General features: G+C 37.8%; 14 protein-coding genes. 11 read left to right on the forward strand and 3 right to left on the reverse strand.

All coding sequences use genetic code 11. The features are described from left to right. The first annotated feature begins 128 nt into the window (after nucleotides 1-128). The 8 genes from CKK03_RS05495 to CKK03_RS05530 all read left to right on the forward strand — a co-directional run bounded on the left by CKK03_RS05495 (nucleotide 129) and on the right by CKK03_RS05530 (nucleotide 9760). Nucleotides 129-1334: an ROK family transcriptional regulator gene (locus CKK03_RS05495; protein WP_099361594.1), complete on the forward strand. Its 1206-nt coding sequence runs from the start codon at nucleotides 129-131 to the stop codon at nucleotides 1332-1334. Nucleotides 1335-1459: 125 nt separating this feature from the next. Then, complete coding sequence (locus CKK03_RS05500) at nucleotides 1460-2551, forward strand: extracellular solute-binding protein (RefSeq protein WP_099361595.1); 1092 nt, start codon at nucleotides 1460-1462, stop codon at nucleotides 2549-2551. Nucleotides 2552-2636: 85 nt separating this feature from the next. After that, entirely contained in the window at nucleotides 2637-3707 is a 1071-nt protein-coding gene (locus CKK03_RS05505) for an ABC transporter ATP-binding protein (protein WP_099361596.1), read from the forward strand. A gap of 11 nt (nucleotides 3708-3718) precedes the next feature. Then, nucleotides 3719-5446, forward strand: a complete 1728-nt coding sequence (locus tag CKK03_RS05510) for an ABC transporter permease (protein ID WP_099361597.1) — start codon at nucleotides 3719-3721, stop codon at nucleotides 5444-5446. Nucleotides 5447-5461: 15 nt separating this feature from the next. Then, nucleotides 5462-6214 carry a creatininase family protein gene (locus CKK03_RS05515; RefSeq protein WP_099361598.1) on the forward strand — a complete coding sequence of 251 codons (753 nt, stop codon included), beginning with the start codon at nucleotides 5462-5464 and terminating at the stop codon, nucleotides 6212-6214. Nucleotide 6215: 1 nt separating this feature from the next. After that, nucleotides 6216-7739: an argininosuccinate lyase gene (gene argH, locus CKK03_RS05520; protein WP_099361599.1), complete on the forward strand. Its 1524-nt coding sequence runs from the start codon at nucleotides 6216-6218 to the stop codon at nucleotides 7737-7739. Continuing rightward, the gene (locus CKK03_RS05525) at nucleotides 7732-8685 is read left to right on the forward strand and encodes an N-acetylglucosamine kinase (RefSeq protein ID WP_099361600.1); all 954 of its coding nucleotides are present in this window, start codon (nucleotides 7732-7734) and stop codon (nucleotides 8683-8685) included. The genes argH and CKK03_RS05525 overlap by 8 nt, the downstream gene beginning before the upstream one ends. Before the next feature lie 175 nt (nucleotides 8686-8860). Then, nucleotides 8861-9760, forward strand: coding sequence for a DMT family transporter (locus CKK03_RS05530; protein ID WP_099361601.1), 900 nt, complete (start codon nucleotides 8861-8863; stop codon nucleotides 9758-9760). A 49-nt stretch (nucleotides 9761-9809) separates the two neighbouring features. Here the strand turns inward: CKK03_RS05530 and CKK03_RS05535 are convergent, their stop codons facing one another. From CKK03_RS05535 to CKK03_RS05545, 3 genes are all read right to left on the reverse strand, one after another. Then, nucleotides 9810-10025: a hypothetical protein gene (locus CKK03_RS05535; RefSeq protein WP_099361602.1), complete on the reverse strand. Its 216-nt coding sequence runs from the start codon at nucleotides 10023-10025 to the stop codon at nucleotides 9810-9812. Between the two features lie 263 nt (nucleotides 10026-10288). Then, nucleotides 10289-10762 carry a hypothetical protein gene (locus CKK03_RS05540; protein WP_099361603.1) on the reverse strand — a complete coding sequence of 158 codons (474 nt, stop codon included), beginning with the start codon at nucleotides 10760-10762 and terminating at the stop codon, nucleotides 10289-10291. A 194-nt stretch (nucleotides 10763-10956) separates the two neighbouring features. Further along, a complete protein-coding gene (locus CKK03_RS05545; RefSeq protein WP_099361604.1) occupies nucleotides 10957-11556 on the reverse strand; it encodes a YitT family protein in 600 nt (199 codons plus the stop codon). A gap of 183 nt (nucleotides 11557-11739) precedes the next feature. Between CKK03_RS05545 and CKK03_RS05550 the strand changes: the two genes are divergently transcribed. The 3 genes from CKK03_RS05550 to CKK03_RS05560 all read left to right on the forward strand — a co-directional run bounded on the left by CKK03_RS05550 (nucleotide 11740) and on the right by CKK03_RS05560 (nucleotide 14172). After that, nucleotides 11740-12291, forward strand: a complete 552-nt coding sequence (locus CKK03_RS05550) for a Gmad2 immunoglobulin-like domain-containing protein (RefSeq protein ID WP_180271161.1) — start codon at nucleotides 11740-11742, stop codon at nucleotides 12289-12291. Between the two features lie 218 nt (nucleotides 12292-12509). Beyond that, nucleotides 12510-13370, forward strand: a complete 861-nt coding sequence (locus CKK03_RS05555) for a 3-hydroxyacyl-CoA dehydrogenase family protein (protein WP_099361606.1) — start codon at nucleotides 12510-12512, stop codon at nucleotides 13368-13370. A 25-nt stretch (nucleotides 13371-13395) separates the two neighbouring features. Continuing rightward, nucleotides 13396-14172, forward strand: coding sequence for an enoyl-CoA hydratase/isomerase family protein (locus tag CKK03_RS05560; protein ID WP_099361607.1), 777 nt, complete (start codon nucleotides 13396-13398; stop codon nucleotides 14170-14172). Nucleotides 14173-14183 lie beyond the last annotated feature (11 nt).

A 14183-nucleotide genomic window follows, 5' to 3' on the forward strand; every position in this document is an offset into this window, starting at 1 on the left:
AATGAGCTTTGACAGTATACTTGTTAAATTTAGAAAATTTAGTATTGTAAACGATACCAAATTGTTATATAGTGTAGTTGAATTAGTTAAACTTACTAACTAACTAAATGAAATAAGGCCGTGATGCTATGAATAGACTACCATCCCATCTTCATGTAAGAACGAATAATAAAAAAATGGTCCTGCAATGTGTCCGAATTTATCAACCGATTTCAAGGGCAGAAATATCTGAAAAACTAAATATTAGTAAACCGACTGTTTCCTTATTGGTTGATGAACTAGTACGAGAGAATTGGATTCATGAAAAGGGAAATGGTGAATCGTCCTCACAGGGAGGAAGAAGGCCTATTCATCTCTATTTTAATGAAAACGCTGCTTATGTAATTGGAACAGACATTGGAGGAACAAAGGTAAGAATTATTATTTCCGATCTGAATGGAAAGATGCTCTGTTCGACAAGCTTTAGCACAAGTAAGTATTTAGAAAGTGGCTTAGTCAAACAAATACATAAAGAGGTTCAAGAGTTGATTCAAAGTAGTCAGCTCGATCCGGCTAAGATCTTGGGAATGGGAATAGGCGTACCAGGCATTACAGAAACAGCATCAGGCGTTGTTGTCGAAGCACCAAGTTTAAATTGGGTTCGTTATCCGCTTTTGATGGAGACAGAACAATATTTTTCTTTTCCAGTCTTCGTAGATAATGATGTGAATGTAGCAGTTCTTGGAGAACAATGGTTAGGAAACGCGAAGAATAAGGAAAATGTTTTATTTATAGCCGTCGGAACAGGCATTGGAAGTGGCATTATTATTCAAAATCAGCTATATCGTGGCTCTTCAAATGCAGCTGGGGAATTCGGATATATCGTCACTGATAAGAACGATATAAAAAATGAATTTAAACCCACTTTTCACCGGTATGGATATCTTGAAAGTGTTGCTGGAGGAAAAGCAATTGGAGAAAAGGTAACAAAGCTGATCCTGCAACACGAGGGTCACCCTATGTATAAAGAGGCACTGAATTCCGAAATCACAGGAGAGCAGGCTTTTTCACTGGCAAAAGCAGGTGATGAGATTGCCCAAACAGTGGTCGATGAAGCGATTGAACATCTTGCATATGGAATTATTAATGCAGCCACTCTATTAAATCCAGAAATTATCCTATTAGATGGCGGGGTCATGAAGTCATCCGATTACATACTTACTAAATTACGACTTATTGTCCAAAGGTATCTTCCGAGTTCTGTTGAATTACAATTGTCGCAATTAGGTGAACATGCAGGCGTACTTGGAGCTATCTCGTTATTCCTCAGAGAGCATGAAAGTATTTTAAACTAGCTTGAAAAGCAGAATACCTAGTAATTAGCTGCATATTTTATAGCAAGCTCTTATTCTATTCGATTCTTTAGTAGGTCAAATTGTCCTGCTTTTGAATAAATAAAAATGATTTAAGGGGGATTCTTATGTTTAAAAAGAAGCATTTTTTAGTTCTTTTGATTGCAGCATTGATGCTTTTTGTATCAGCATGCTCTGGTAGTTCTTCTACTGAGGAAGAGGAGCCAGCAAAGGGAAATGACGAAGGCAAAACGGAAGAAACAGCTGAAGCAAGTGGTAACCTCGTAATCTATACAGCTCGTGACCAAACTATTGTGGATCAAGTGGTTGAGATGTTCAATGAAAAGTACCCAGATGTCAAAGTTGATGTATTAACAATGGGTGCTCAACAAGTTCTTGAGCGTGTTCGTGGAGAAAAAGCAAATCCACAAGCTGACTTCTGGTGGGGAGGAACGCAATCTGCGTTCATGACAGCAGCAGATGAAGATTTACTTGAATCATTTAAACCAAGCTTTGATGCTAGTATTCTTCCAGAACATAAGGATGCTGAAGGCCGTTGGTATGGTGAAATGCTTTTACCAGAGGTAATTATGATTAACTCTGACGTGTTTTCTAAAGAAGAAGCTCCACAAGATTGGGATGAACTTCTAGATCCAAAATGGAAGGATGAAATCATTATCCGTGGTGTATTAGCATCTGGAACAATGAGAACGATCTACTCTGCAATGATTCATGAGCAAGGTGCTGATAATCCAGAAGCGGGTTACGAATGGCTTGCTAAATTAGATGCGAATACAAAAGAATATGCACAAGATCCTACTAATCTATACTTAAAGCTTGCTCGTCAAGAAGGATCTATTTCTCTTTGGAACCTTCAAGATATTTTAATTCAAAAAAATCAGCATAACCAACCATTTGATTTCGTGTATCCAGAAAGTGGTGCACCAATCTTAGTTGATGCTGTTGGTCTTGTGAAAAATGCAAAGAACCTTGAAAATGCAAAATTATTCTATGAGTTCTTGTTTGAACCAGAGACACGTACAACATTAGCAGAAGATTTATACCAAATTCCAACTCGTACAGACATCGATAAGTCTACAATGCCAGATTGGTACCAAGAGCTTGAACTGAAGTCATTAGATCTTGATTGGTCAGTAATGGCTGAAAAAGAAGCTGAGTGGATGCAACATTGGGATGAAAATATCAAAGGTAAAAATTAATAGTTTTTTGTAAGAGGGGTGAAGAATTGTTTTCACCCCCTTTTAAAGGTTAGGAAGTTTTACTTTATACAGCGAGGTGTTTGGTTTGAAAAATGTAAGACTTGATCATGTTAGTAAAATGTTTGGTAAAGCAAAAGGGGTAGAAAACGTAAATATCGACGTGAAACCTGGTGAGTTTTTTACATTTTTAGGTCCATCAGGATGTGGGAAAACAACGACATTGCGGATGATAGCGGGATTTTATTTTCCTACAGAGGGGAAAATCCTGTTTGACAATAAAGATGTAACAACCCTCCAGCCAAACAAGCGTAACATTGGTATGGTGTTCCAAAACTACGCACTATTCCCACACATGACCGTATTTGAAAATATTGCATTCGGTCTTGAAGTTCGTAAATTACCGAAATCTGTTATTAAAGAAAAGGTAGAAAAAGCACAAAAGCTTGTTCACCTTGATCAATATGGTACGCGTAAAATCAATGAGTTATCTGGTGGCCAACAGCAGCGTGTTGCTTTAGCTCGTGCACTCGTAATTGAGCCCGATATTCTTTTACTTGATGAACCACTATCAAACTTAGATGCGAAGCTTCGTGAGGAAACGAGAATTGAGATTAAGAGATTGCAAGTTGAATTAGGTGTCACAACGATCTATGTTACTCATGACCAAACGGAAGCAATGACAATGTCTGACCGCATAATGGTTATGAAAGATGGAGTTGTTCAGCAAATTGGCACTCCTCAAGAAATCTATAATCGTCCAGCCAACCACTTTGTAGCCTCCTTTATTGGTGAATCCAATATTGTTAATGGCGAAGTTGTTGAGATTAATGGTGACGCAGTCAAAGTGAAGTTGGAAGAGGATGTTTTCGTAACAGGTTCAATGACTCAATTTGCAAATGGGAAGAAGCTTGTTGTAGGTGAAAAAATCAAATGCTCGATTCGACCGGAAGCATTGCATGAAGGTCCAGGTGTAAACCAATTAACAGGCACGGTTCAGCTTGTTGAATTTACAGGAGTCAGTATCAATTATCTTGTGAAAATAGGATCCAATCTGATAAAAGTCATGATTATTAATAAAGGTAACAAAATCCTAAGTCGCGGTGATTCAATTACCCTTCACGTACCCGAAAATGGAATCTACTTGATTGGTGAATAGGAGGTGAAAGAATGAGTGCGAATCAAAGTACTGTCGTGCAAGAGAATTGGTGGGCTCGACTTACCCGTTCGAAATATTTTGTGTATGTTTTAATTTCTCCATTGTTTTTAGTGTTATTAGCTTATGTTATTTATCCGTTTTATCAAACGTTTATTCAATCCGTGGTCGGTGAAGAAGGTGCAAATCTCGAAAATTACCAACGCTTCTTTGGTTTAACAAGTACAGCAAACCTAGAGGCGCTTTGGACAAGTATATATATATCGGTAATAAGTGTAATTACGTGTGCCATTGTTGGTGTCACGATGGCATTTTTAATGGAACGTTACGAATTCCCAGGAAGAAAAATTCTCTCTGTCTTAATTCTAGTACCGATGGCGTTACCACCATTAGTTGGGGTACTGTCATTTACCTTCCTTTATGGGGAAAGTGGCATTATTCCAAGAGCTTTCCAAGCGCTATTTAATCTGGAAGAAGTTCCATTTGCCTTAAGAGGTGTCGTTGGGGTAATAGTGGTACACACCTTTACAATGTATACGTATTTTTATTTAACGGCGGCTGCAGCCATCAAGGGGTTAGATCCTTCATTGGAAGAGGCAGCAACAAGCCTTGGCTCTGGAAGAATTCGTATTTGGAGAAAGGTAATCCTACCAATGCTTACTCCAGCACTCGTGGCATCTTCGTTACTTGTATTTATGATTTCAATGGCTTCTTATACAGCGCCCTTAATGTTCGGTGTAGAACGAACCATGACCATGCAAATCTATCTATCTCGTACAAATGGGGATTTAGATATGGCGGCAACGCAATCTACAATTCTATCCATTGTTTCGATTTCTTTCTTAATTTTAATGAGATGGTATCAAGGAAGACGTAACTTCCAAAATCAAAGCAAAGGGATCAGTGTTCACAGAACTGAATTACGTTCCCCATTTGTAAAATACTTATCGATGTTCCTTTCATTTGTTGGGGTTATTATTTTGATGCTTCCAATTCTTGTTCTAGTCCTTATTTCGTTTTCAGTGGACGGGGAATGGACGGTACAAATTATCCCGACAGCGTACACCTTGCAGCACTATATTGACCTGTTTACAGATGAACGAACCTGGCGCCCAATTTGGAACAGTTTACAGATGAGTTTTGTCGCAACAGCAGGTAATATTCTGTTTGGTGTGGCAGCAGCCTATGCAATGGTTCGAACGAAATTTAAAGGCAAAGCCTTACTTGATATTCTAATCATGGTTCCTTGGGCATTACCTGGTACGGTTGTAGCGGTTAACTTAATTGCAGCATTTAGTGAACCAAATTTATTCAGTTTTAACCAAGTGTTAATCGGAACCTTCTGGATTTTACCTTTGGCTTATTTTGTACGACATTTACCACTGATCTTCCGTTCTACGTCTGCAGCTTTAATGCAAATGGATGAATCAGTTGAAGAAGCAGCGCGAAGTTTAGGTGCCAATTGGTGGTACACATTTAGAAGAGTCGTTGTTCCAATGGCTTTCTCAGGTATTCTTGCCGGTACGTTGCTTGCACTAGTTCAAGGGTTAGGTGAATTCGTTGCTTCAATCCTGATCTATAGTACGTCAACGATGCCACTATCAGTTGCGATATTCCAAAAAATGTACGCTTTTCAATTTGGAACTGCGTGTGCATACGGCGTGCTTCAAATCATTTTAATTATTACAGTTCTATTTATTTCACAAAAGATAACGGATGGAAAAGCAGGCTCCGCAATCTAAGAAGGGGGATTTTTTATGAAGGCTAGTGATGTTCACGGTAGAGACTTGAAGACATTGGAGCAGGCTGCGTTTGCGGTTGTTCCACTAGGAAGCTTTGAGTACCACGGACCGCATTCTCCTTTAGGAACGGATATTATCCTTGCTGATGGATTTGCAGATTTAATTGATGATGATTTAGGTGGAGCCGTTTTACCGACGGTTCCCTATACAGCATGTCCTGGAAAAACTTCTAAATATCAAGGAACGATCCCGATTCGACCAAGTATTATCACCGAATATTTAATTGATATTACGATGGGAATTATCAACCAAGGGATTAAAAGGATCGTTCTTTTAAATGCTCATGATGCCAATATGGGTGTTTCTCGAACAGTCGCAGAATATGTGACAGGGAAACATACGGACGCTAGCTTCTTGTTAATCAACTGGTGGCAGATGGTTGCGATCAATGCTGCTGAAGAAATCGGTTTTGTTGGGACAAAAGGTAGAGGTCATGGTGGCCCATATGAAATGTCTGCGGTAAAAGCATTTCGTCCCGATTTGGTGAATGTACAAGAAGGAGACACCGAATTTAAAGAGGTGGCCCCACTTTCTTCTATGCCATATGTTCTTGTAGAAGGAACACCTAGAGCTTGGGATGGCTATACAGGTCTAATTCAACAAACCTCCTATGAAAAAGGAAAGTTAATTGTGGAAAAGGCGGCATCCAATATGAATGAGTTAATCAAAAATTGGATCGCAGATAAAGGAACAGAAGGGATTGACTAGAATGAAAAACTCACTTAGAGATAAGATCATTGAAACTGAAGGTACAGTTTTTCCTTCTAAAACATATACGTCAATGGTACTTGAACCTGCCTATAATGAGGCAAAGCATCAATTGCTTGATTCAATGATTGAAATCCACAATGCCCATTTAATTATGCTAGTCGAACAAGGGCTCGTTGGAAAAGATGAGGCAAAAAAAATTGCCAAGGCAGTATCTCACCTTGATCAAGATGAAATCCAAAAGAGAAGCTATACTGGCGAATTTGAGGATTTATTTTTTGAAGTCGAGCATGCATTGATTGAAGATGCAGGCGACATTGCAGGTAACCTTCATATTGCCCGGAGCCGCAATGATATGGGGATTGCCATCTATCGAATGACATTAAGGAAAAAGCTTCTTCCTTTAATAGAAAAGGCATTAAAGCTCCGCGATGCTCTCATCGAAATGACCGAAGAACATAAAGAAACAATTATGATTGGGTACACACACACGCAGCAGGCTCAACCAACAACACTAGCTCATTATCTAAATGCCATGACCGATATGTTAACTCGTGATATTGTTCGACTTCAAGCTGCATACAAAACCGTAAACCGCAGCAGTATGGGGGCAGCAGCGCTCACAACTTCTGGTTTTGCGATTAACCGAGAACGAATGAAGGATTTACTAGGTTTTGAGGATATGATTGATAATGCCTGGGACGCTGTCGCAGGTGCCGACTATATCGCAGAAACAGCAACTGCTGTTCAATTATCAGCATTGAATCTCGGACGGTCCATGCAAGATTTCTTATTATGGGGAACACAGGAATATGGTGCTTTTCTTCTTTCTGCCCCATATGTACAAATCAGTTCAATCATGCCGCAAAAACGAAACCCTGTTTCAATTGAACACATGAGAGCACTTTTATCAAGTGTAGCGGGTGATTGTCAAACAGTATTATTAATGGTTCATAACACTCCATTCGGAGACATTGTCGATACTGAAGATGACATGCAGCCATACATCTGGAAAGCCATCGAAAGACTAGGTGGAATTTATGAGTTGTTGACTTCTGTCTTACTTACAATGGAAGTGAATAAAGAAACTCTTTTAAAACGTGCTAGCGAAAGCTTCGCAAATGTAACAGAATTAGCGGATACAATTGTACGCAGTGATGGTCTATCCTTCCGCCAAGCACATCATGTTGTAAGTTCTACTGTTACAGAGCTTACAAATCAAGGCAAAACATCGTTAGAATCATTAACACTTGATCTATTAAATGAGCAGTCTAAAAAGGTAGTTGGCAAGGAATCTACCTTAACAGCAGAAGAATTAAAGCAAGTATTAAGTCCAGAGTATTTTGTTAAAATCCGTGATTTAGAGGGCGGACCAAGTCCAAGTAGAATGGAAAAAACGATCAAAACACGCTTAACTGAACAAGAAGAACTTTCAGCTTGGTTAGATGAAAAACGAGAACATCTTAACAAATCCGCGGCTAAAGTTTCAAGCTTCATAACAGATTGGACTGGAGCCAATGAATAAGAATACCATCGAACTGCTTGCAGTCGATGGGGGTGGAACAAAAACACTTGCGGTCCTAGTGGATGCAAATGGAACGATTCTTGGCGAAGGAAGAGCTGGTGCTACAAATTATCATGTAGCAGGGGCTATCAAAGTCAGAGAAGCCTTAGAAAAAGCTATTCTTGCTGCCTTTAAGGATGCAGGGATTGATCCGAGTAATGTGGATAACGTGAAAAAAGCTGTATTTGCGCTTGCCGGTATTGATACGGATAATGATGAAAAAGAAGTTTCAAGAGTTGTACAGGAAACCGTTAATGGATTGGCAATTAAGATTGAGAGACTACAAGTAGAAAATGATTGTCTATCTGCCCTTTTAGGCTCGACCCAAAACAAAGCTGGCGTCCTCTTAATTGCAGGAACAGGCTCTATTGTTTTTGCTCATGATGGCAACAATCGAATTGTCCGTTCCGGTGGATGGGGCCACCGATTTGGTGATGAAGGAAGCGGTTATTGGATCGGCAAACAAGCCATTGAATCCGTTCTTAAAATGCAGGATGGTCGTGGAGAAGATACACTATTAACCAAGTTAGTATTAGAGAAATTTGATTTTACAAAAATTGAAGAACTTTATAATTGGGCTTACAGTGATGCATATTCTGTTGATGACGTGGGTGCTCTTGCAACCACAGTGGATGAGGCATTTCGATTGGACGATCCAGTAAGTAAACGAATATTAGAACGTGCTGTAGAGGAACTGCTACTTCTGGTACATACTGCAATTGAAAATGCAGGAATCCAACAGAACGAATTCGATTTGATTTTACAAGGTGGCGTTTTTCAACACAACCACTACATAAAAAATCAAGTTCGTAACAGAATTCAGCTTAGTTTTCCAAAAGTGAACATGATAACCACTACCGAAGAGCCTATTCGGAGCATCATTAAACGTGGGTTGAAGCTATTTTAGCAGTCACCCTAAATTTTAATAAAATTCTATTGATAGCAGCGGTGCCTTTCCCCGGTTTTTTATGCTTTGGGGGTAAGGCACCTTTTTTTTTTGGCTAAACAGAAATGTTTACGGACCCATCTAGGATGTTTAAACTATAATAGTCGTCATTTTTGTACTCTGGATGGTGTTATTAATGTTAAAAGCTTATTCTTGGCTAACTTTTTGCGTAGTGGTATGGGGCAGTAATTTTATATTTGGGAAAATTTTAGTTTTGGATTTTTCACCAGCCCTATTAACGATGTTAAGGCTTGTGTTTATTGTTATTTTTTTGATTGGATTAACCTTATTCAAAAAACACTTTAAACCGATAAATAAATCAGATTTTCTTTCTATTTTTTTTCTAGGGGTAATTGGTGTATTTATAAACCAATGGTCATTTTTTAAAGGATTGCAAACAGCGGATCCAACAACATCAGCGTTAATTTTGGCGACTACGCCCATTTTAACAAGTATATTAGCTGCCATATTTTTAAAAGAAAAATTAACAATGCGCATGTTAATAGGGTCTTTTGTCGCTATAATAGGTATTTACTTTGTTGTAACAAAAGGAACTTTTGCAACAATTCAAATGGATAAAGGCCTTATTTGGATTGTTGTAACGATGATAACATTTGCGATTATGATTATTATGACAAGGCTTTTATCCAACAGGACAGACCCACTGACTATTACGTTATATTCAAATATAGTTGGACTTATTGTAGCAATTCCATTTGCCTTTTTACTGGATTCACCTTTACGAATAAGTCCAAACTTCTCTGATTGGGTTTTATTGATCGGTACGGCCGTGGTGGTACATGGTATTGCTAATCTGATTTGGAATAATAATATAAGATTTGTCGATGCCTCGAAGGCTTCCATTTTATCAAATCTAGAACCCTTTGTAGCGATGATAATGGGATTAATAGTATTATACAAACCAATAACTGGTGCAGAAATGGTGGGATCACTTTTTATAGTAGGTGGAGTCATTTTATCTACGTATCAGAGAAAGAAAAGATGCCAGCAACGTCCCAAGAAAGTTGAAATCTGATTCCCTACAGGGCTATGGACCCCTTCTTGTATAAGGGGTCCATAATAATTTAAGATTCGTCAGTTGTTTGTGCTTGAAGTGTAGATTGAGCCTGACTTATTAGTGTTTGAATCTGAGCAATCTCCTGTGAAGCTGATTTTAAAGCTTCGTTTGCTAAAATTTGGTTTGCGGCTGACTGTTCGATTGCTGAAGTAATCATGTCTTTTGCAATTGAAGCTTGAGCTTCTGCTTGTTTTAATTTATTTGTATCAAGTTGATTTGCCATTTTACCGCCTCCTACATTTTTTCTCGTTGTAATGACAACGATTATATTTTACCTAAATCGACTTTTTATATTGATTGAATTAATTGTTAAAATAAATTCAGTTAAAAGCGGGAATATTAAGTTATCAAACTGCTCATTTTTGAATCATTATAGATGTAGGTGTAATTGTAAAAGACTTTCCTAATCTTTCTAAATAATCCCTAATTTATGATAAAAATATATTTCTAAAATAAGACAGGATATGAATGGGGAATTTAAACGTTTTATATTTTGGGAATTATGGTAGACTCCCAGTTTACTACTTCTTTTTTATAGTCTAATAAAATTTTTCTGAATTCCTGTAACGGTATCTCCATTTTAATCGTCATATTGATGGGTTCATCTTCTGCTTTATCACTTTCCTGATTTGACAGTTCTATTTCCATATTAGAATCAGGGGACAACTCAGACATCTCCCTCACATCAGATTTAATTTCTTTTTGATCATTAATTGATTCTCTATACAAGATTTCCCACTGCTCAAATAATTTTTGAGCTGTTTGATATTCATCAATGTCCGCTATCCTATCCGTCTGTAATTTTTCTTTCAATCCAAGGCATGACTCTTCCCATTCTTCTAAGCTCTTCAAATCAAATAATTTTAAAAACCTCGGTTTCATTCTTTGCCAGTGAAAATAAATGTTATTACACCATTCCATTAACTCTTCATGGTATTGTTTTTCTTCCACAATGTCCATATAACTCCATCTCCATTTCCTTATTTTAATATCCAAAAAAATGGCGTGAACAATAGGTAAAACATCGACTATTTATTCGTTTTATTAAAATATCTCATTTAGTGATTTTCACCTATTTGATAAACACAATTTCATCATATGTTCCACGATTGTCCTATGACTAGACGCTTTACCCAAACATGAATAATGTGAAATTAGTATTTCGTTCTATTATCATTATTTTCCAAATTCCAAGTGCAAATACTTGTAGCTATTCCACCAGCTAATATGGTTATAGCTGAAAGAAAGAAAGTCTCTGAAGAAACAAATAAACCTCCGAGACATATTACAAAGACATCCATTATAAGAATGATAATTCCTACATTCATTTTAACTAGATCCGATAGGAACTGGGCTAATAAATCTGTACCACCAGTGCTTGTCTCGAATCGAAGCATAATTCCAATCCCAAAACCAATCAATAAGCCACCTGTAAGCGAACTAAGAATGGGTGAGATACTTAAACGGACTTGATTGAAGTTGTGAAAGAGGTCAATAAAAAGTGACGATAGAAGCATACCGTGTAGACTATTAAAAAAATAGGAGCGATATTTAAACCAAGCGAGAGCAAATATAGGTATACTCAATACCATTATCGTGAACCCCGCATTTGTGTGAAATAAATAACTTACAATTAACCCTAAACCAATAATCCCACCATCTAAAACCTTATTGGGGATTAAGAAAATATTTATCCCAAATGCGATTGTTGTGCTGCCTACAAGGATAGCAACTGCTTTCGTAATCAATGACATATTTTAAGAATTCTCCTGTCTAAATGGACGTGTTCTTATGTATATGCGAAAAACGCAACATATTGGACAACTTTTTTAATAACCAGGCAATATTGATAGAAATTACTTTACTTGTCCCAAGGTATTTTTTTCCTTAAATTACGCAAAATAATGACAAACAAAAATGTTAAGGAGAGGATTCTAATGAAAAAAATAATAATGTTTATTACCATATTGAGTATTGGTGTACTCTTAGCCGCATGTAATCAAAACGATCAAACCAATACACCTGATGAGAATGAACAGGTGAATGAAACTGAAGAACAAGTTGAAAACAATAATGATGAAGCGACTCAGGAAGAAGAAAATAACGATGACGCAACCCAAGAAGAAAATAATGATGAAAATGAGCAAGGCACTGCAAAAAGTGAAACACCAACAAATGAAGAAAAAGTATACCAGAACAAAATCTTCAAAGATGTAAAAGTGTCTGAGACGGATAATGAATTCGTATTTACTGGTAAAGCTCAAGTTTTTGAAGGTGTTTTTGACTATGCAGTTTATGATGGTGAGGAAAATTTATTTGAAAACCACTATCAAACAGTAGGTGCACCATCTTGGGGTGACTTTGAAATCCCGATTGAGAAAGAATTAATAGCAAATGCAAAAAATGACGCCAGATTCGAACTGTTTGTTTATTCCGCTAAAGATGGTTCGAAAGAGAATGTATTAACTATTCCACTGACAAATAAATAGTTTAACCCAAAAGCTGACTCGATGTAGAGTCAGCTTTTTTATTTAAATGCCCAATTTCGCGAGCATTACTTCCCCCTTTCCGCTAATTTCCGAAATCAACCCCTTCCGATTCCTCTAATTTACGGTAGATAGCTTTTTCCTAAAAACACTATAATTAATATGAAAATTGTAAAAATTATGATTTCTATATGAAAAATATACATAACGGAGGGTTTACCATGGAATTTAACCAAATTGGTGTAATTGGTTCAGGAACTATGGGTGGTGCAATAGCTCATCAAGCAGCAATTTGCGGATTTGAGGTAGTGCTAGTAGATGTCGACCAAAGGTTTCTAGATAATGCACAAGCACGCTTGGAAAAATTGATGGATCGTTCCATAAGTAAAGGAAAATTAACCGAAGATGATAAATCAGCAATTCTTTCAAGAATAAAACTAACAACTAGCATGTCTGATGTGAGAGACTGTGATGCCGTCATCGAAGCTATTATTGAAGATTTAGATGCAAAAAAAGATATTTTTCAGCAGCTAGATGAAATATTAAAGCCTGACGCGTTGATTGCATCAAATACTTCCTCCATGTCAATTACTGAACTTGCCAGTAGCACTAACAGACCCGAGCAAGTAGCGGGGATGCATTTCTTCAATCCACCACAGGTAATGAAATTAGTAGAAGTTATTAGAGGCTACAATACGAGTGACGAAACTGTAAGCGTATTCAAAGAATTGGCAATCGCGATGAAAAAAGAGCCGATTGAAGTAAAGAAAGATGTTCCAGGATTTATTGTCAATCGAATCATGATTCCTCAATTTATCGAAGCAATCCGCTTAGTGGAAGAAGGAGTTGCTACTCCAGAAGACATAGATAAGGCAGTTACTTTAGGACTGAATTATCCGATGGGGCCGTTTACTCTACAAGACTATGCAGGAGTCGATATTGGGCTTCATGTTATGGATTATTTTTACGAAGAATTCAAGGATCAACGATTTGCCGCCCCCCTTACATTGCGTAATTTAGTTCGCGCTGGCCGGGTTGGGAAGAAAGCAGGAGCAGGCTGGTACGACTATAACGATAAATAATATAGAAAGGTTGTGTTACGAAATAATGGATACAGTTCAATACCTTACAAATGACCAACATATCGGGATTGTCTATTTAAATCGACCTCCATATAACCCGTTAAGTAGCCAAGTCTATAAAGAATTATTTACTTTATTCGAGGAACTAGAGAAGGATTCAGAAGTTCGCGCCATCATTCTTACTGGAAAAGGAGACCGCGCGTTTGCAGCAGGTGCAGATATCAATGAAATGGTCAACTTAGATGGTGCCGACATGATGGAGATGTCAAGAATCTCTCGTCTAGCTTATGACAAAATTGAATCCATTTCAAAGCCGGTGATTGCCGCAGTTAACGGGCTTGCTTTAGGTGGTGGCTGTGAATTAGCACTTGCCTGTGATTTCCGAATCGGATCACCAACAACAAAGTTTGGATTACCTGAAATTAATTTAGGCATTATCCCTGGTGGCGGTGGCACGCAACGACTTCCACGTTTAATTGGTCAAGCGAAAGCGAAAGAATTGCTCTATTTTGGTGAAATGATAGATGCTGAAAAAGCACTTGAAGTGGGCTTAGTCAATAAGGTGGTAGAGTCAGAGCGTGTACTTGAAGAAGCGATTGAATGGGCGGAAAAATTAGCACAAAAACCACGGATTGCTATGAAAATGCTAAAGACTTCGATTAATCGAGGGACAGAGGTGGACTTACAGGCGGCCTTAGACCTTGAAACTGCTTGCTTTGGTAATGCATTTGCAAGTAAGGATCGTGTTGAAGGAATGAAGTCTTTTGTAGAAAAAAGAAAGCCACAATTTGTTGGAAGGTAAGGTGAAGTACA

The organism is Fredinandcohnia onubensis (genome assembly GCF_002734215.1).
In the GTDB taxonomy this organism is placed as follows: domain Bacteria; phylum Bacillota; class Bacilli; order Bacillales; family Bacillaceae_L; genus Ferdinandcohnia; species Ferdinandcohnia onubensis.